Genomic DNA, 20,598 nt, shown 5'->3' on the forward strand with positions numbered 1-20,598 from the left:
TGGCAACTCTCTTTTTATAAACGGTTATTATTCGATAACGGAAGTAACAGCGCCGGAACCTACGGTTCTACCACCTTCACGGATAGCGAATCTTAAACCTTCTTCGATAGCGATAGGTTTAATTAATTCAACTTCCATTTCAACGTTATCACCAGGCATGCACATTTCGGTGCCTGCGGGTAATTTGATCTGACCGGTTACGTCGGTAGTTCTGAAATAGAACTGGGGTCTGTAATCATTGAAGAAAGGAGTATGTCTACCACCTTCTTCTTTGGTTAAAACGTAAACCTGAGCTTTGAATTTGGTGTGGGGTTTAATGGTACCGGGTTTTGCTAATACCTGACCTCTTTCGATTTCAGTTCTCTGAACACCACGGAGCAGTAAACCAACGTTATCACCAGCTTCAGCGTAGTCCAGTAATTTTCTGAACATTTCGATACCGGTAACAACGATTTTTCTAGCTTCTTCAGCTAAACCAACCAGTTCAACTTCGTCGTTTAATTTTAACTGACCTCTTTCTACTCTACCGGTAGCAACAGTACCACGACCGGTAATGGTGAATACGTCTTCAACAGGCATTAAGAAAGGCAGGTCAGCTTTTCTTTCCGGAGTAGGAATGTAAGCGTCAACCTGATCCATCAGAGCCAGGATGGGAGCATATTCAGGAGCAGAAGGATCGGTAGCAGCACATTCTAATGCCATTAAAGCAGAACCGCTTACGATCGGAATATCGTCGCCGGGGAATTCATATTCATTTAACAGTTCTCTGATTTCCATTTCAACTAATTCCAGTAATTCGGGATCGTCAACCTGGTCAGCTTTGTTCATGAATACAACAATGTAGGGAACGCCTACCTGACGGGATAACAGGATGTGTTCTCTGGTCTGAGGCATCGGACCGTCAGCAGCAGATACAACTAAGATAGCGCCGTCCATCTGAGCAGCACCGGTGATCATGTTTTTAACATAGTCAGCATGGCCGGGGCAGTCAACGTGAGCGTAGTGTCTGGTATCGGTTTCATATTCTACGTGAGCGGTAGAAATGGTGATACCTCTTTCTCTTTCTTCGGGAGCTTTGTCGATCATGTCGTAAGCTTCGTACTGAGCCTGACCTTTCATAGCCAGAACTTTGGTAATAGCTGCGGTTAAGGAAGTTTTACCGTGGTCAACGTGGCCGATAGTACCAATGTTAACGTGCGGTTTGCTTCTTTCGAATTTAGCTTTTGCCATTGATAGTTTCCTCCTTCGTGAAGCTATGCTTCAAGATTTTTGTATAAATAATTTTTTTAACAAGAATAAAGATTATTCTTCGTCCTTTTTCGCTCTGGTAGCAACAATTTTTTCTGCAATGGATTTCGGCACTTCATCGAAGTGAGAGGGTTCCATTGTGTACTGACCTCTACCCTGAGTTTTAGAACGTAAGTCAGTTGCGTAACCAAACATTTCAGACAGCGGAACGTGTGCAGTAATGTTCTGAACACCGCCGTTTCTTGCTTCCATACCCTGGATCTGACCACGACGGGAGTTTAAGTCACCCATAACGTCGCCCATATAATCTTCGGGTACTACTACTACAACCTTCATAATGGGTTCTAACAGAACAGCTTTACCTCTTCTACAAGCTTCTTTGAATGCCATAGAACCGGCAATCTTAAATGCCATTTCAGAGGAGTCAACTTCGTGGTAAGAACCATCGTATAAAGTTACTTTAACGTCTACAACGTTGTAACCTGCCAATACACCGGTCTGCATTGCGCCCTGGATACCAGCATCAACTGCGGGGATATATTCCTTGGGAATAGCACCACCAACGATTTTGTTAACAAATTCGTAACCAAAACCGGGTTCCATGGGTTCAACAATAATTTTACAGTGACCGTACTGACCTTTACCACCGGACTGTCTTGCATATTTCTGTTCAACGTCAACCTGTTCACGGATGGTTTCTTTGTAGGATACCTGAGGTTTACCAACATCAGCTTCTACTTTGAATTCACGTAACAGACGGTCAACGATGATTTCTAAGTGTAATTCACCCATACCTGCGATAATGGTCTGACCGGTTTCTTCATCGGTGTAGGTTTTGAAGGTGGGGTCTTCTTCAGCCAGTTTTGCTAAAGCGATACCCATTTTTTCCTGACCAGCTTTGGTTTTGGGTTCAATTGCTACACGGATAACGGGATCCGGGAATTCCATAGATTCTAAGATAACAGGTGCAGAATCAACACACAGAGTGTCACCGGTAGTGGTATTTTTCAAACCAACTGCAGCAGCAATATCACCGGAATATACTTTTTCAATATCCTGTCTGTGATTTGCGTGCATCTGCAGAATTCTACCGATTCTTTCTTTATGACCTTTGGTAGAGTTCAATACAGTGGAACCTGCATCGATGGTACCGGAATAAACTCTGAAGAAGCAGAGTTTACCAACAAAGGGGTCGGTCATAATCTTGAACGCCAATGCAGAGAAAGGTTCTTCGTCAGAAGAAGGTCTGCAGGTGGGTTCGTCGGTATCGGGATCGATACCTTTAATTGCTTCGATATCAGTCGGAGCGGGCATATAATCGATAACAGCGTCTAACAGAAGCTGTACACCTTTATTTCTGTAAGAAGTACCGCACAGTACAGGAACGATGGTGTTATCCAGAGTACCCTGTCTTAAAGCACCTTTAATGTCTGCAACGGTTAATTCTTCACCTTCCAGATATTTTTCCATTAACTCTTCAGAAGTTTCTGCAACAGCTTCTAATAAGTTGCTGCGATATTCTTCTGCTTTGTCTTTCATATCTGCAGGAATTTCTTCAATTCTTAAGTCCTGACCCATGTCATCATAGTATACATGAGCATTCATTTCTACCAGGTCGATAATACCAACAAAGGTATCTTCAGCACCGATAGGCAACTGAATCGGAACAGCATTACAGCCAAGTCTGTCTTTCATCATGTCAACAACGTTGTAGAAGTTGGCACCCATGATATCCATCTTGTTTACATAAGCCATTCTCGGAACTTTGTAATCGTCAGCCTGTCTCCATACGGTTTCAGACTGAGGTTCAACGCCGCCTTTTGCACAGAATACGGTAACGGAACCGTCCAATACTCTTAAAGAACGCTGTACTTCAACGGTGAAGTCAACGTGACCGGGAGTATCGATGATGTTGATTCTGTGACCTTTCCACTGAGCAGTGGTAGCAGCGGAGGTAATGGTAATACCTCTTTCCTGTTCCTGAGCCATCCAGTCCATAGTTGCGGAACCTTCGTGGGTTTCACCAATTTTATGAACACGACCGGTATAGTATAAAATACGTTCGGTAGTAGTGGTCTTACCTGCATCGATATGAGCCATAATACCGATATTTCTGGTTTTTTCTAAAGAAAATTCTCTTGCCATGCTTTACTCACTTCCTTTCTTGGAGTAAAGGCAAACGGGAAAATCATTCCCGCTGTGCCCAAATTACTAACTCGCTAATAAAAAATTAGAATCTGTAATGAGAGAATGCTTTGTTAGCTTCTGCCATTTTATGCATTTCGTCTCTTTTCTTAACTGCACCGCCGGTGCTGTTGATAGCGTCTAAGATTTCGTTAGCCAGTCTTTCTTTCATGGTTCTTTCGCTACGTTTTCTGGAATACAGAGTGATCCATCTTAAGCCTAAAGTCTGTCTTCTGTCAGGACGAACTTCGATGGGCACCTGATAGGTAGCACCACCCACACGTCTTGCTTTAACTTCTAAAACAGGCATAACATTGTTCATTGCTTCTAAGAACACGGATAAGGGTTCTTTTCCGGTTTTTTCCTGAACAATTTCAAACGCACCATAAACAATTTTCTGGGCTACACCTTTTTTACCGTCGATCATAACGTTGTTGATTAATCTGGTTACGATTTTATCATTGTACAACGGATCCGGTAAAACGTCTCTTTTTACTACATTACCTCTTCTCGGCACTGTACTTCCCCCTTTCTAAGGATAAATCATAAAATTTTATCGGGTACTCAAGCTTCACCAAATTTTTCACTCATTTGGCTTATCTTGTTAGTGCTGGTGACGAACATCTTAATTATAATGAAAAATAATGAAGATTCGCACTTGCACTATTTAGTTGGTTCTCGTACAAAGTACGAATAAACATTCCAAATAAATTAAGCAGCTTTATTATTTTGCAGCTTTTTTCGGTCTTTTCGCGCCGTATTTGGATCTGGACTGATTTCTGTTTGCAACACCCTGAGTATCTAAGGTACCACGGATGATATGATATCTAACACCGGGTAAGTCTTTTACTCTACCGCCTCTGATCATAACAACGCTATGTTCCTGCAGGTTATGACCGATGCCGGGGATGTACGCAGACACTTCAATACCATTGGTCAGTCTAACTCTGGCAATTTTACGGAGTGCAGAGTTCGGTTTTTTAGGCGTCATGGTTTTAACAGCTGTACATACTCCTCTTTTCTGGGGGGAGGAAATGTCGGTAGCCTGCTTTTTCAAGGTGTTTAAACCTTTCTGAAGAGCAGGTGCAGTAGACTTGGTAACAGCTACCTGTCTGCCTTTTCTAACTAATTGGCTAAATGTAGGCATTTTGTTTCTCCTTTCATTAAAATTAAAATGTTCTACCAGGCAATCTGCCTGTTTTCACAGTTTTTCATGGGAGAAAAACCGCAAAAACAAACGGATTGGCACAAATAAAAATAGGTGCAAGGGCAGACTACTCCCCTTACAATTTTGCATATTTTTCATAAAATTACTGCTGCAACACCACTGCAACCGATGCCTTTACGTCGATACCGCAAAGCTCACCCAATTCCTTTTTGGTGGGAATTTCAGTAACCGGAATGTTCTTATGAGAACACAGTCGTAGGAAGGGTTCCACGATAGAAGGAGCCACATCTCTCGCCACATAAGCCAAAGACACAATTCCCTCTTCCACTGCCTTGGTACACTGTTTTATTCCAACTAATTTTTGCTCACCGGATAATTCCGAAAGCATAAGAACACACCACTTTCTAATATGATATATTAGCACGAAAAAGTCAAAATGTCAATATCTTTATGAATTTTTTTATTTTTTTCTTTTGCAGGAAAAAATAGGATTCCATCATCGGAAATCCTCAAAAAAAGATTTCCGATGATGGATAAAATGTTTCGTTACGCTTCTTCTGCTACGAGAACAGGTTCTTCTTCCTCAACGGTTTTTACGGCTGCTTCATATGCAGTATCCTGATATTTCTGCATGCCGGTACCTGCGGGAATCAGTTTACCTAAGATAACGTTTTCTTTTAAGCCGTTAAGCGGGTCAGTTTTTCCTTTGATTGCTGCATCGGTTAAAACCTTGGTGGTTTCCTGGAAGGATGCTGCAGACAGGAAGGAATCGGTTGCCAAAGATGCTTTGGTAATACCTAACAAGGTAACTTCACCCACAGCTTCTTTGCCGCCCTCTGCTCTTACTTTTTCGTTCTGTTCGTTAAATTCTACCATATCCACTAAGGAACCGGGGAACAGGTTAGTATCCCCATTGTCGTCCACGCGGATTTTTCTCATCATCTGACGAACAATTACTTCGATATGTTTATCGTTGATATCAACCCCTTGCAGACGGTATACTCTCTGCACTTCGGAAATCAAGTATTCCCAAACGGAGAATTTGCCTTTGATGCGGAGTACATCGTGAGGATTGATGGGACCTTCGGTTAAGGGATCGCCGGCTTCAATGAAGCTGCCGTCCTGAACTTTAATCTGAGAACCGTAAGGAATTTTATAGGTTTTTGCTTCGCCCTCGTCGGACACAACAGTAACCTCTCTCTTATGGTCGGTTACAACGCTAACCTTACCGGACAGTTCGGAAATTTCGGTACAGCCCTTGGGTTTTCTTGCTTCGAAGAGTTCTTCGACTCTGGGAAGACCCTGGGTAATATCGCCACCCGCAACACCACCGGTGTGGAAGGTTCTCATAGTCAGCTGAGTACCGGGTTCCCCGATGGACTGTGCTGCAATGATACCAACTGCTTCCCCGATAGAAATGGGAGAACCGCTGGCAAGGTTTGCACCGTAACATTTTGCACAGACACCGATTTTGGATTTACAACCCAATACGGAACGGATTTTAACAGATTTGATGTTGTTTGCTTCGCAAACTTTTTCAATTTCCAATGCTTTTGCTTTGGAAATCATAGTATCGGTATCGCAGATGACTTCGCCGGTTGCAGGATCCACAAAGTCGCTGATTAAATATCTGCCAATCAGTCTTTCGTGTAAGGGTTCGATACCTTTGATTGCTTCCACGTCTAAACCGTCGTGAGAACCACAATCATCTTCACGAATGATCACATCCTGAGAAACGTCAACCAATCTCCTGGTCAAGTAACCGGAGTCAGCGGTACGAAGTGCGGTATCGGCAAGACCTTTACGAGCACCGTGAGAAGAAATGAAGTATTCCAATACGTTCAGACCTTCACGGAAGTTTGCACGGATGGGGATTTCAACGGTTTTACCGGAGGTATCCGCCATCAGACCACGCATACCTGCTAACTGACGAATCTGGCTCTTACTACCACGGGCACCGGAGTCCGCCATCATGAAGATGGGGTTGGTAGCTTTTAAGTTATCCATCAGCGCATCGGTAACATCGTCAATGGTGTTAGTCCACAGGTCGATTACCTTGTTGTATCTGTCGTCTTCGGTTAACAGACCGCGTTTGAATTTCTTTTCAACGTCTTTGATTTTGTCTTCAGTTTCATGAATCAGTTTCCATTTGGTAATGGGAACTTCCATATCGGCAACACCAACGGTGATTGCACCGCGAGTAGAGTATTTGTAACCGTTTGCTTTGATATCGTCCAACACTACAGCAGTTTCGGTGATACCGTGAACTTCAATACATTTTTCAATGATTTTACCCAGTGCTTTCTTATCGGCATTGAACTGAACTTCTAAGTCTAAAATAGTGTCTTCGCTGGTTCTGTCCACAAAGCCTAAATCCTGAGGAATGTAGCTGTTGAAGATGATTCTTCCCACGGTTACATCCAGCACTTTGGAATAGGTTTTGCCGTCGATTTCTTTGGTGCTTCTTACCTTGATGGGTGCATGCAGACCAACTACGCCGTTTTCATAAGCCAGCATAGCTTCATCGAAGCTGGAGAATGCTTTGCCCACACCGGGTTCATCTTCATTCACGATAGTCAGGTAATAGCTACCTAAAATCATATCCTGAGTAGGAACGGTAACAGGTTTACCGTCCTGAGGTTTTAACAGGTTGTTTGCAGAGAGCATTAAGAATCTTGCTTCTGCCTGAGCTTCTGCAGACAAGGGAACGTGAACAGCCATCTGGTCACCGTCGAAGTCCGCGTTGTATGCGGTACATACCAGCGGATGCAGACGGATTGCTTTGCCGTCTACCAGAACGGGTTCAAACGCCTGGATACCTAATCTATGCAGAGTGGGCGCACGGTTTAACAGAACGGGATGTTCTTTGATAACCTCTGCTAAAATATCCCACACTTCGTCATTCACACGTTCTACCATTCTCTTTGCAGATTTGATATTGTGTGCTTTACCGGAATCGTGCAAACGTTTCATAACGAAGGGTTTAAACAGTTCCAGCGCCATTTCTTTGGGCAGACCACACTGATAAATTTTCAGTTCGGGGCCAACAACGATAACGGAACGGCCAGAATAGTCAACACGTTTACCCAGTAAGTTCTGACGGAAACGACCTTGTTTCCCTTTTAATAAATCGGAAAGAGATTTTAAGGGACGGTTGCCGGGACCGGTTACGGGTTTACCGCGACGGCCGTTATCAATCAAGGCATCAACCGCTTCCTGAAGCATTCTCTTTTCGTTTCTAACGATAATTTCAGGTGCATTTAATTCCAACAGTTTTTTCAGACGGTTATTACGATTGATAACACGTCTGTATAAATCGTTTAAGTCCGACGCTGCAAATCTGCCGCCGTCTAACTGCACCATGGGTCTTAAATCAGGCGGAATTACAGGCAGAACTTCCAAAATCATCCATTCGGGCTTGTTGCCAGACAGACGGAAAGATTCCACTGCTTCCAGACGTTTCATCTGTTTGGTACGCTTCTGACCCTGACCGGTGGTGGAAGCGATTTCGTCTTTTAATTCCTGAGATAATTTATCTAAATCTAAGTTGCGAAGCAGCGTCTGAACTGCTTCTGCACCCATACCTGCCTGGAATTTATCACCGTATTTTTCTCTGGCTTCCTGATATTCTGCATTAGACAGAATCTGGTTTAACTGCAGATCGGTGTTTTTACCGGGGTCGGTAACGATATAAGATGCAAAATATAATACGTTTTCTAAATATTTGGGGGAGATATCCAGTAAAAGTCCCATTCTGGAGGGAATACCTTTAAAGTACCAGATGTGAGAAACGGGAGTTGCTAAGGTAATATGACCCATTCTTTCACGTCTTACTTTGGATTTGGTTACCTCAACGCCACAACGGTCACAAACTACGCCTTTATAACGAATTCTTTTGTACTTACCGCAGTGACATTCCCAGTCTCTGGTGGGGCCAAAGATTCTTTCACAGAATAAACCGTCTTTTTCCGGTTTCTGAGTTCTGTAGTTAATGGTTTCGGGTTTTTTTACTTCCCCGTAAGACCATTCCAACACATCCTCGGGAGAACACAAACCAACCTTGATGGACTCAAAGCTGTTGAATTCTACTTTGGTGTCTTTTTTTACTTCGCTTGTATTTAATTCCATATTTGACATTGACTCTCATCCTTTACTAAAGTTTTACCCGATTTTCCTGTAATCATGTAAGCACCTGCCCCGAAGAAAAGTCCTCGGGGACAGGTAAAGTCATTACGATTCAATATCGTCTAAAATATCATCAATGCTTTCTTCGTGTTCTGCTAAAATGGTGTCGATATCTTCATCGTCCTCAATAAAGTCGGATTCGTCTTCGGGAATCAGATGGTCATCTTCGGGTAAATCGGTTACCTCGATTAAATCGTCATCCTCATCCTCGTCTTCTTTTGCGAAGTCGTTTCGTTCCGCATACTGAATCAAGTCGTCTTCGTTCTCAATCTGTCTGATCGGATGAGTGTCATCATCATTGTAGGTGTCTTTCAGATTGATTTCTTCATTATCTTTATCATACACCTTCATATTCAGACCTAAGGACTGAAGTTCCTTGATCAATACTTTAAAGGATTCCGGTACGCCCGGCTTGGGAACATTCACACCGCGAACGATAGACTCGTAAGTCTTCACACGTCCCACAATATCGTCGGACTTCACGGTAAGGATTTCCTGCAAGGTGTGTGCAGCGCCGTATGCTTCCAGCGCCCAAACTTCCATTTCCCCGAATCTCTGACCGCCGAACTGAGCTTTACCGCCCAGAGGCTGCTGAGTTACCAAGGAATAGGGACCGGTGGAACGGGCATGAATCTTATCGTCAACCAAGTGATGCAACTTCAGGTAATACATATAACCAACAGTTACACGGTTGTCGAAGGGTTCCCCGGTTCTACCGTCGTATAAAACGGTTTTCCCGTCATAAACCTTGCCTTTGAATTCTTTTAATTCAGTCTCCTTCAGCATAATTTCCATTTCTGCTTCTTTGAATTCTTCCGGAGACATATTTGCTTTTGCTTTTTCGAATGCTTCTTTTTCCTGACGGAACTGAGCTTCTCTCTGTTCGTATTCAGGCAACAGTTCTTCATTATAACCGATACCTGCCTGCTCAAATGCAGCTACGATATCTTCTTCCACCGCACCGTCAAATACAGGAGTTGCAATCTTCCAGCCCAACGCTTTTGCTGCATAGCCCAAATGCACTTCCAATACCTGACCGATGTTCATACGGGAAGGTACGCCCAAGGGATTCAACACGATATCCAGCGGTCTTCCGTCGGGTAAGAAAGGCATATCTTCTTCGGGAAGCACTCTGGAAATAACCCCTTTGTTACCGTGACGACCCGCCATTTTATCCCCAACGGAGATTTTTCTCTTCTGGGCGATGTTGACACGGACAATCATATTAACACCGGGAGACATTTCGTCACCGTTTTCACGGGTAAATACGTTAACGTCAATAATGGTACCGCATTCGCCGTGAGGTACTCTTAAGGAAGTATCTCTCACTTCTCTTGCTTTTTCACCGAAGATTGCACGAAGCAGACGTTCTTCACTGGTCAGCTCGGTTTCACCCTTGGGAGAAACTTTACCAACTAACACGTCACCGGGTTTTACTTCGGCACCAATGCGGATGATACCTCTTTCGTCCAGATCTTTTAAAGCATCTTCCCCAACATTGGGAATATCTCTGGTGATTTCTTCAGGACCAAGTTTGGTATCCCTTGCTTCAATTTCATATTTTTCAATATGAATGGAAGTATATACGTCATCTCTGATGAGTCTTTCGTTAATTAAGATAGCATCTTCGTAGTTATAACCTTCCCAGGTCATAAAGCCGATCAATGCATTTTTACCCAGCGCAGTTTCACCGTGGTCGGTGGAAGGACCGTCTGCGATAACGGTTCCTTTGGTCACTCTGTCACCGGTAGCAACAACAGGACGCTGGTTTAAACAGGTACTCTGGTTGGAACGTTTGAACTTAATGAGTTCGTAGTTCTTTTCTTCTCCTTCGTCGGTTTTTACCACAACGTGATCACCGTCTACGGAGGTAACAATACCGTCTTCCTGTGCCACAACTACAACACCGGAGTCAACAGCTGCATTGTATTCCATACCGGTACCTACAATGGGGCTATCGGGTTTTAACAGCGGAACAGCCTGTCTCTGCATGTTGGAACCCATCAGCGCACGGTTCGCGTCATCGTTTTCCAGGAAGGGAATCATTGCAGTTGCAACAGATACCAGCTGTTTAGGAGAAACGTCCATATAGTCAACGCGGTCACGGTCTACTTCGATGATGTTTTCTCTGAATCTTGCAGTTACCTTTTCGTTTACAAAATAACCGTTTTCATCAAGAGGTTCGGTAGCCTGCGCAATGATGTAGTTATCTTCCACATCTGCGGTTAAGTATTCAACGATGTTGGTAATTTTTTTCTTTTTCTTATCAATTTTACGGTAGGGAGATTCCATAAAACCGTATTCGTTCACTTTTGCATAAGTGGACAGACAGTTGATCAGACCGATGTTGGGTCCTTCAGGGGTTTCAATGGGACACATTCTGCCGTAATGAGAATGGTGAACGTCACGCACTTCGAAACCAGCACGGTCTCTGGACAAACCGCCGGGACCTAATGCAGAAAGTCTTCTCTTATGAGTTAACTCTGCCAAGGGGTTGGTCTGGTCCATGAACTGAGACAGCTGAGAGCTTCCGAAGAATTCTTTCATTGCCGCATATACGGGACGTACGTTTACTAAAGTCTGGGGAGTTAAGATGTCGGTTTCCTGCTGAACGGTCATTCTTTCACGAACCACACGTTCCAGTCTTGCCAAACCAACTCTTACCTGGTTCTGGAGCAGTTCGCCCACAGAACGGATTCTACGGTTACCCAAATGGTCAATATCATCGGTGGTACCAACGCCTTTTGCGATACAAATGTGATAGCTTACGGTACCCACGATATCATCAGTGGTAACGGTTCTGGTAATCAAAGTGGTTTTCTGACGGTAAACTTCCTGCAATTTTTCTTCGTCAGACAAATCAGAATCCAAAATGGGTTTTAACAGTCCGTAATGAACTTTTTCGTTGATAATTTTGGTGTCTGCCTTGGGGAAGAAATAGGTAATATCACAGGTGTTGTTGGAGATTACCTTCAGTTCGGAACCGTCATCCAATTTTAAGTAAACAGCGTTTACGGGAGAACGGTCAAATTCCTTCGCCATTTCGTCGGTGATTAAGTCACCTGCGGAGCCTAAAATTTCACCGGTTTCAGGGCAAACAACATCTCTTGCCAATACTCTGCCACAAACACGCAGATAGTAAGACAGTTTTTTATCGAATTTATATCTGCCCACTCTCGCAATATCATAACGTTTGGGGTCAGACAGTAAATCTAAAATCAGTTTTTTCGCATTTTCAAAGGAAGCGGGTTCACCGGGTCTTAATTTTTCATAAATCTTGATGATTGCTTCTTCGGTGTTTTTCGCCGGGTCTTTTTCTAAAGTGTTCACGATTAACGGATCATGGTCAAAGAGTTCAGCAATCTCATGATTGGTTGCATAACCAAGTGCTTTTAAAAGGATGGTGGCAACCAGTTTTCTGGTTCTGTCAATACGAACAGATAACACATCGTTGGAATCGGTTTCAAATTCAATCCACGCACCACGGTTGGGAATCATGGTAGAAAGATAGAGTTCTTTCCCGGATTTGTCTCTCTGCATTTCAAAATAGATGCTGGGAGAACGCACAACCTGGCTAACGATAACACGTTCGGCACCGTTAATGATAAAGGTACCGGAATCGGTCATTTTCGGAAATTCGCCCATGTAAATTTCCTGTTCCTTCACTTCGCCTGTTTCCTTGTTGATTAATCTCATCAACACGCGAAGGGGTACGGAATAGGTAGATTCTCTCTTCTTAGACTCTGCAACGGAGTACTTCGGCTTGTCATCGAATCTGTAGTCAACAAATTCCAGCACGTATTTGTCCATATGATCCACAATCGGGGAAACGCTCTCAAACACATCTCTTATGCCCTGGTTAATAAACCATTCATAAGAATCCTTCTGAATTTCAATCAGATTGGGGAATTCCAGAACGTTTTCGATTTTGGAGTAATTCATTCTCTCTACATTGCCGTAGCGGACCGGATGTACCACAAAAATCACCTCTTCTAAAAATTTACCTCATGGAAACCACCGATTCCTGCAGAAATCACTTTCGCTTTTTCTTTAGGACCGACCGATGTTTTCGTGCACAATTGCCAGTTATTTCACCTGATATTCTAAGAATATCTTGTAAAATATACTTATAAATAGGAACACTTTTCCATTAAAATGCGGTTATACCATATTATCATTAAAAGTCAAGATTGTCAACCCTTTTTTTCAAATTTTTTTCGATTGTGAAACTCTTTTTTTTATCCTGAAAACAAAATTTGTTAAAGTTGCACAAAAAAACAGAAAAATATCGTACAAATTTCAGTTGATTTTTTCAAACGGATATTGTATAATAAAACTATCATCAATCAAATACCGTTTCTCCCCAACCAAATCGGCTTTCGCCTCCACCGATGCTTGGCATCAAAGCGAAAGAATACGCATATTTTTGGATGAGAGCAAAGACCGATTTCCTGCGGGATTTGAATTTTGTATTTTATTGGATTGCAAAAAGACCAAAAAAGAGAGGATGAGTTCATTTGGACTACAATGTAAAAAACATCAGAAACATCGCATTGGCAGCACACGGCGGCTGCGGAAAAACCGCATTGGCAGAAGCTATGCTTCTTAATATGAAGGAAATTGACAGACTGGGTAAAATTGTGGACGGTAACACCGTAATGGACTATAACCCGGAAGAAATCAAACGCGGTATTTCAATCTCTACTGCAATTTCCAGCGGCGAATGGAAAGATACGAAAATTAATATTATAGATACTCCCGGATTCTTCGATTTTGAAGGTGAATTGGCTTGCGGTCTTCGTGCTGCAGATGCAGTGGTAATTTTGGTAAGCGGTAAATCCGGCGTTGGCGTTGGTTCTGAAAATGCATGGGACTACGCAGAACGAAAAAACATGCCCAAAATTATTTACATCAACGATATTGATGATGAACACGCAAACTACACACAGGTGGTAAATCAGTTAAAAGAAGTATTCGGTAAATCCGTTGCTCCTTTCTATGTACCCTTAAAAGTTGATAATTTCGTAACCGGTTATGTGGATTTGATTCACGACCGTGCAAGAGACTTTACCACCAAAGAAAACATTCCGATTACCGATCCTATGAGAGCTGCTTGTGCAGATATCAAAGACCAGATGTTTGAAGCAATCGCAGAAACCGATGAAGCTTTGATGGAAAAATATTTCTCCGGCGAAGAATTTACTTCCGAAGAAATTTTAACTGCCGTTAGAAAAGGTGTGGAAAACTGTGAAATCACTCCCGTTATGTTTGGTTCCAGTACCCATGACATCGGTATCAAAGGGTTATTGAATGCAATTAAAGACTATTTCCCCTCTCCCGATGAAGCAAAACCTGAAAAAGCTATCAACTTAGATACGGAAGAAGAAGTTGTTTTAGAAATGAAAGAATCTGATCCCACCAGATTATTCGTATTTAAAACCATTTCCGACCCCTTTATCGGAAAACTTTCTATCTTTAAAGTATTATCCGGTAAATTGACTGCCGATACCACCTTATATAATATCACACGTGATAAAGAAGAAAAAATCGGCAAACTGTACTTACCCAAAGGTAAAAAACAAGTAGAAACCAAAGAGTTGATCGCAGGGGATATCGGTTGTGTGGCAAAACTTGCCGTTACCAAAACCGGCGACACTTTGGCTGCTAAAAACGATAAATTAGAAGTTAAGAAAATTAAATTACCCACTCCTCACGTGAAGATGGCTATCATCTCCAAAGAAAAAGGAGACGAAGAAAAAATCGGTTCCGGTCTTTCCAAACTCCGTGAAGAAGATCCCACCATCAGCTATTATAATGATGCAGAAACCCGTCAGTTTATCTTATGTGGCGTGGGCGAACAACATTTGGAAGTGATCCAGAGCAAATTAAAAACCAGATTTGGTGTTGACTTTACGTTGCAGGAACCCATTGTTCCCTACCGCGAAAAAATCAAACGTAAAGTTTCCGCGGAAGGAAAACATAAAAAACAGTCCGGCGGTCACGGTCAGTTCGGTCATTGCTGGATTGAATTTGAACCCCACGAAGAAGACGATTTAATCTTTGGCGAAAGAGTTGTGGGCGGTGCCGTTCCCAAAAACTACTTCCCCGCTGTGGAAAAAGGGTTAAGAGAAAGTATCTTACACGGCGTGCTGGCAGGTTATCCTGTGGTTGGCTTGAAAGCGACTCTGTTTGACGGCTCTTACCATCCCGTTGACTCTTCTGAAATGGCGTTCAAGATGGCTGCTCATAAAGCATATATGAAAGGCTTAGCTGATGCAATGCCCTGCATCTTAGAACCCATTGGTTCCTTAAAGGTTATCGTTCCCAACGATTACATGGGTGACGTTATCGGTGATATCAACAAACGCCGCGGACGTATTATGGGTATGACTCCCGTAAACTCCAAGCTTCAGGAAATTGATGCAGAAGTGCCCATTTCCGAAATGGCAAAATACTCCACTGACCTGCGCTCCATGACTCAGGGCAGAGGTAAATTTGAATTTGACTTTGTTCGTTACGAAGAAGCTCCTGCAAACGTGGCTGAAAAAGTTATCGCAGACAGTAAGTTCGTACGTTCCGAAGAAGACTAATTTGGACAATCAATTTTGCGCAGAACATTTTATTATGAACGAAACAAACCCTCGACGTACCTTTGTACGCCTTCGGGCTTATGGGCTTCGCCTTTGTTTCGTTCATTCTGCATCAAAATTTCTTAGCCCAACAACTTACCAAGATTCAGTACCAAAAGACAAAACACCCGTCCGATTTCGGACGGGTGTTTTGTTACTATAATATAGTATAGAATTTTTCTGTAACTTTTCGTTATCTCTCCTTCCGTCTTTTGCTTTGCAAAAGCCACCTTCCTCATCAGAGGAAGGCAAGGAAGATATCTCTTACATCACACATTAAGTGTAACGGAAAAATGGATGCAAAATGGAGAAATCGGACCCGAAGCTGTATATTTTATACTGCGAGCGGGACGATTCATTCATTTGGCGCCATTTTTACTTACACTTCCCGGGACATTCTTTGCCGTCCCAACAATATGTGCAAACCTTACATTTGTCTAAACCGATAGATTCCACCATATCATCCAGGCGATGATATCTCAGAGTGGTGAAGCCCATTTCTTTGCGGATGGCTTCCACCATTTCTTTGTAGTTATCGTGGTCGGGGTTAGTGTAGGTTTCCATTGTTTTTTCATCCACGTTGTCGCCTTCTCTTAAAGCAATCATACGGCGGGCAATTAAGTCCATATCGGAGCCGGAACGGGAGAAATTCAGATATTTACAACCAAACATAATGGGAGGACAAGCAGGACGGATATGAACCTGTTTGGCACCTCTTTGATATAAGAAGTCGGCAGTTTCCCGAAGCTGAGTGCCACGAACGATGGAGTCGTCAATTAACACCATATCTTTGTTGCGGATCAGTTCTTCCACGGGAATCAGCTTCATTTTTGCAATTTTGTTTCGTTCGGTCTGCACCTGAGGCATAAAGGAACGCGCCCAGGTGGGAGTGTATTTAATGAAGGGTCTTGCAAAGGGAATTTCAGATTGGTTGGCATAACCGATGGCGTGGGGAGTTCCCGAATCGGGTACCCCTGCTACCATATGTGCCTGCACATCGTCACGCTTGGCAAGAAGTTCCCCGCATTTATAACGCATCTGTTCCACGTTTACCCCTTCGTAGGTGGAGGTGGGATAACCAAAATATACCCATAAGAAGCTACAGATTTTCATTTCTTCGCCGGGTGCTTGTAAGGTTTGAATACCGTCGGGAGTAACCAGGACGATTTCGCCGGGTCCCAATTCTTTTTCTTTGGTATATCCTAAGTTAAAATAAGCAAAGCTTTCAAAGGTGACACAGCGTGCACCGTCTTTTTTTCCGATGATTAAAGGAGTTCTGCCCACACGGTCACGAGCTGCATAGATGCCTTTGGTAGTCAGCACCAGCATAGACATGGAGCCTTCGATTTTTTCCTGTGCAAAACGAATCCCTTCCACAATGGAATCGCACTGGTTGATTAAAGAAGCCACCAGCTCAGTCTGGTTAATCTGACCGCCGCTCATTTCCAGGAAATGAGGATTCCCTTTGGAGAACGCCAGTTTTACCAATTCATCGGTGTTGTTGATTCTGCCCACGGTGGTGATGGCAAAATTGCCTAAGTGACTGCGGACAATTAAGGGCTGAGGGTCGGTGTCGGAAATACAACCGATGCCGAAATTTCCTTCCATTTCTTCTAAGTCACGACCGAATTTAATACGGAAAGGAGAGTTTTCAATGTTATGAATGGCTCTGTTGAAACCGTTTTTGCCCAAAACGGCAAGTCCGCCGCGTTTGGTGCCTAAGTGAGAATGGTAGTCGGTGCCGAAAAATAAGTCCAGTACGCAATCCGATTTGGATGCTACGCCAAAAATTCCACCCATATTTTAAATCTCCTTTTTTATTCAGATTTGCTCAACTTTTAAAAAAATACCGCATATTATCATACGATACTTGTATTATATACGATTTTTTTTAAAATTGCAACCCTATTTCCAAAAAAACACCCACGAATCTTTGGTAATTTCTCCGATGTTTTTTAGGAAAAACAGACAATTCTTAAAATAAGAACCCGACCCGATGACGCAATCAAAGATTGCGGTCGGTTGCCCCGGAACCTTGTTGTATTCACAATAAAAAACTCGCAAAAATATTTTTGCGAGTTTTTTCGTTGATTGATACATTTGTTAAAAAGAAAAAAATGATGCAGAATTAACAAACCGAGCCGCGAAGACGAAAAGATTCGCGGGTTATCCGAAGCTGTACAAAGGTACAGCGAGCGACGAGGTTTGTTGATAGCAAGAGATTCTTGCGGTCTGCGCTGTTTTTACTTTTTAAATGTGAAAAACTTCTGGAGCAAAAATGTGACAGGTACGCCGATTGCCGCCGCTAACACAGATGCAATGATGTTGTGCCATCCCAGAAGGTTATAAACGATAAAGACCACGCCATTCTGAATTAAAAAGTTGGGAACGGTTGCAATGGCATATTTTATCAATTTTCCCCATGCAAGTTTTTCACAAAAGGTGAAGTGGCTGTTTAACAGATAGGATACCAGAAAACCTGCAAGATATCCCACCACATAGGCAACATTTACCCCCAGTAACCCTGCCAGCAATGCGGACAGTACAATGGTGGTTAACGTGTTTATCACGCCGATTGCCACAAAGATGATAAAATCCTTTTTTAAGAAAAGATTTTTTATTTTTTCTAAAATTTTCATCTTACTTTACAATCAAGGATTTACCGGTCATTTCTTCCGGCTGGGGCAGTTCCATCAGTTCCAGCATGGTGGGGCAAACGTCTGCTAAGCATCCGCCTTCAGACAGTTTTAAATCCCCTGCTCCGCAAATGATAAAGGGCACTGCATTGGTGGTGTGTGCAGTTACGATGCCTTCTTCGTCGGAGAACATTAAGTCTGCATTACCGTGGTCTGCAGTAATCACCGCGATACCTCCTTTTGCCAATACCGCTTCCACAGTTTCTTTCATACATTCGTCCACTGCTTTTACTGCTGCGGTTGCTGCATCAAACACACCGGTGTGACCAACCATATCGCAGTTTGCATAGTTTAAGATGATTACATCGTATTTGTCGGAATTGATGCGGTTTAACACTTCGTCTTTTACTTCGTATGCAGACATTTCAGGCTGCAGGTCATAAGTTGCAACTTTGGGAGATGCAATTAAGGCTCTGTCTTCACCGTCAAATTCTGCTTCCACGCCGCCGTTAAAGAAGAAGGTAACGTGTGCATATTTTTCGGTTTCCGCAATTCTTAACTGTTTTAAACCTTTATCGGAAATATATTCCCCAAAAGTATTTTTTAAGCTCTGGGGTTTATATGCAACAGATACGTTGGGCATAGTTGCATCGTACTGGGTCATACAAACGTAGAATAAGGGGAAGAAGGTTCTGTCAAATCCTGAAAAATCTTCATCCACAAAGGTACGGGTGATTTCTCTTGCTCTGTCGGGACGGAAGTTAAAGAAAATCACGCTGTCATTTTCGGAAATGGTTTTTGCACCGTCAATCACGGTGGGCAGAACGAACTCGTCCACCACTTCTTTTGCATAAGATGCAGTGATTGCTTCGTCTGCAGAAGATGCGGTTTCGCCAACGCCTTTTACCATAGCACTGTATGCTTTTTCCACACGTTCCCAACGGTTGTCTCTGTCCATTGCGTAGTATCTGCCCATAATGGTGGCAATTTTACCTACGCCGATTTTTTTCATTTCGTCTTCCAACTGTGCTAAATATTCTTTTGCGGAAGAAGGAGGAACGTCACGGCCGTCTAAGAAGCAATGCACATACACATCGGTTAAACCGTTTTTCTTTGCCATTTCCAGTAAGCCGTATAAATGGGTGTTGTGGCTATGCACACCACCGTCGGACAGTAAGCCCATCAAGTGCAGAGCGGTGCCGTTCTTCTTGCAATTTTCCATTGCAGCTAAAAGAACATCATTTTGGAAAAAATCGCCGTCTTTGATGGCTTTGGTGATACGGGTTAATTCCTGATATACGATTCTTCCTGCGCCGATATTGGTGTGACCAACTTCAGAGTTTCCCATCTGACCGTCGGGCAGGCCAACTGCCATACCGCTGGCATCAATTAAGGTGTTGGGATATTTTTCTAATAAGGTATCGATATATTTATTGGGAACGGCTTTGATGGCGTTACCCTTTTCTTCGGGGTTGTAGCCGTAACCGTCCATAATCAGTAATGCGATAGGTTTTTTCATACCGTTTTCCTTTCTCTTGGAAAATGGCAAGTGTTTTTTGATATCACTTGCCATTTTCTTGGATTGTTTACAAATATGTTTCGTCTTCTGATGCGGACATCAGATAATTGAGCGACATTCGCCCGATAGGGGGCACCCGCCGTTTCTGAGATGGAAATTTTTCGCAAGAGAAGGCAAAAGCACAGCAAATACTTTGTGTATTTGCGAGCATTTTAACGCACTATTGCGTAAAATTTACTCACAGAAACCGAATACGAGTTCAATTTTCTGATGTCTTACTTACAAGCGTTGATGATAGTAGTAAAATCTTCGCCTTTTAAGGAAGCACCGCCGATTAAACCGCCGTCAATGTTGGGCATAGCCAGTAAACCTGCTGCATTTTTCGCATTCATGCTGCCGCCGTATAAGATTTTGATAACGTCAGCAACGTCAGCGGAATACAGGTCAGCTAAACATGCGCGGATGAATGCACAAACTTCTTCTGCCTGTTCGTCAGTTGCGGTTTTGCCGGTACCGATTGCCCAGATGGGTTCGTAAGCAACAACCACTTTTTTCGCATCGTCAGCAGAAATACCAGCGAAAGCTTTGATAACCTGATCTTTAATCAAATCGTTGGTGATACCTTTTTCACGGTCTTCTAATTTTTCACCCACGCAAACAACGGGGATGATGTTTTTTTCTAATGCTTTGATGGTTTTTTTGTTAACGGTTTCATCGGTTTCTGCAAAGTATTCTCTTCTTTCGGAGTGACCGATAACAACATAGGTAACACCTAAGTCTAATAACATATCTGCGCTAACTTCACCGGTGTATGCACCGCTTTCCATAAAATGCAGATTCTGTGCACCGATGTTTAATTTGGTGCCTTTTGCAGCTTCCACTGCGTTTGCAATACAAACGAAGGGAACGCAAGCCAAAACGTCACAGTTTGCACCGTCAACTGCACCTTTAAAGGAGTTGATCAGTTCTGCGGTTTCGGAGGGTTTTTTATTCATTTTCCAGTTGCCTGCAATTAATTTAGTTCTCATT

General features: G+C 42.9%; 12 protein-coding genes. 1 reads left to right on the forward strand and 11 read right to left on the reverse strand.

All coding sequences use genetic code 11. The features are described from left to right. Positions 1–27: 27 nt before the first annotated feature. The 7 genes from tuf to rpoB form a co-directional block, all read right to left on the reverse strand. Positions 28–1,230 carry an elongation factor Tu gene (gene tuf / locus E7413_07340; GenBank protein ID MBE7019671.1) on the reverse strand — a complete coding sequence of 401 codons (1,203 nt, stop codon included), beginning with the start codon at positions 1,228–1,230 and terminating at the stop codon, positions 28–30. Positions 1,231–1,302: 72 nt separating this feature from the next. Further along, a complete protein-coding gene (gene fusA, locus E7413_07345) occupies positions 1,303–3,393 on the reverse strand; it encodes an elongation factor G (GenBank protein ID MBE7019672.1) in 2,091 nt (696 codons plus the stop codon). Between the two features lie 85 nt (positions 3,394–3,478). Beyond that, positions 3,479–3,949: a 30S ribosomal protein S7 gene (gene rpsG / locus E7413_07350; GenBank protein MBE7019673.1), complete on the reverse strand. Its 471-nt coding sequence runs from the start codon at positions 3,947–3,949 to the stop codon at positions 3,479–3,481. Positions 3,950–4,156: 207 nt separating this feature from the next. Then, complete coding sequence (locus tag E7413_07355) at positions 4,157–4,579, reverse strand: 30S ribosomal protein S12 (protein MBE7019674.1); 423 nt, start codon at positions 4,577–4,579, stop codon at positions 4,157–4,159. A 163-nt stretch (positions 4,580–4,742) separates the two neighbouring features. Further along, positions 4,743–4,988 (reverse strand): 50S ribosomal protein L7ae-like protein, encoded by a 246-nt coding sequence (locus E7413_07360; GenBank protein ID MBE7019675.1) that lies wholly within the window; start codon positions 4,986–4,988, stop codon positions 4,743–4,745. A 158-nt stretch (positions 4,989–5,146) separates the two neighbouring features. Then, positions 5,147–8,728 carry a DNA-directed RNA polymerase subunit beta' gene (gene rpoC / locus E7413_07365; protein MBE7019676.1) on the reverse strand — a complete coding sequence of 1,194 codons (3,582 nt, stop codon included), beginning with the start codon at positions 8,726–8,728 and terminating at the stop codon, positions 5,147–5,149. A 102-nt stretch (positions 8,729–8,830) separates the two neighbouring features. Then, positions 8,831–12,727 carry a DNA-directed RNA polymerase subunit beta gene (gene rpoB / locus E7413_07370; protein ID MBE7019677.1) on the reverse strand — a complete coding sequence of 1,299 codons (3,897 nt, stop codon included), beginning with the start codon at positions 12,725–12,727 and terminating at the stop codon, positions 8,831–8,833. A 575-nt stretch (positions 12,728–13,302) separates the two neighbouring features. Between rpoB and E7413_07375 the strand changes: the two genes are divergently transcribed. Further along, complete coding sequence (locus E7413_07375) at positions 13,303–15,375, forward strand: elongation factor G (protein MBE7019678.1); 2,073 nt, start codon at positions 13,303–13,305, stop codon at positions 15,373–15,375. Positions 15,376–15,789: 414 nt separating this feature from the next. On the opposite strand, the gene E7413_07380 is transcribed toward E7413_07375, so the two are convergent. The 4 genes from E7413_07380 to E7413_07395 form a co-directional block, all read right to left on the reverse strand. After that, positions 15,790–17,214 (reverse strand): amidophosphoribosyltransferase, encoded by a 1,425-nt coding sequence (locus tag E7413_07380; GenBank protein ID MBE7019679.1) that lies wholly within the window; start codon positions 17,212–17,214, stop codon positions 15,790–15,792. 443 nt (positions 17,215–17,657) lie between these two features. Continuing rightward, positions 17,658–18,053: a GtrA family protein gene (locus E7413_07385; protein MBE7019680.1), complete on the reverse strand. Its 396-nt coding sequence runs from the start codon at positions 18,051–18,053 to the stop codon at positions 17,658–17,660. Position 18,054: 1 nt separating this feature from the next. Continuing rightward, on the reverse strand, positions 18,055–19,569 hold the full coding sequence (locus E7413_07390; GenBank protein ID MBE7019681.1) for a 2,3-bisphosphoglycerate-independent phosphoglycerate mutase: 1,515 nt from the start codon (positions 19,567–19,569) through the stop codon (positions 18,055–18,057). A 275-nt stretch (positions 19,570–19,844) separates the two neighbouring features. After that, complete coding sequence (locus tag E7413_07395) at positions 19,845–20,597, reverse strand: triose-phosphate isomerase (GenBank protein ID MBE7019682.1); 753 nt, start codon at positions 20,595–20,597, stop codon at positions 19,845–19,847. Position 20,598: the final 1 nt, after the last annotated feature.

It is taken from the genome of Oscillospiraceae bacterium, from assembly GCA_015068645.1.
Classification (GTDB): domain Bacteria; phylum Bacillota; class Clostridia; order UMGS1840; family UMGS1840; genus SIG452.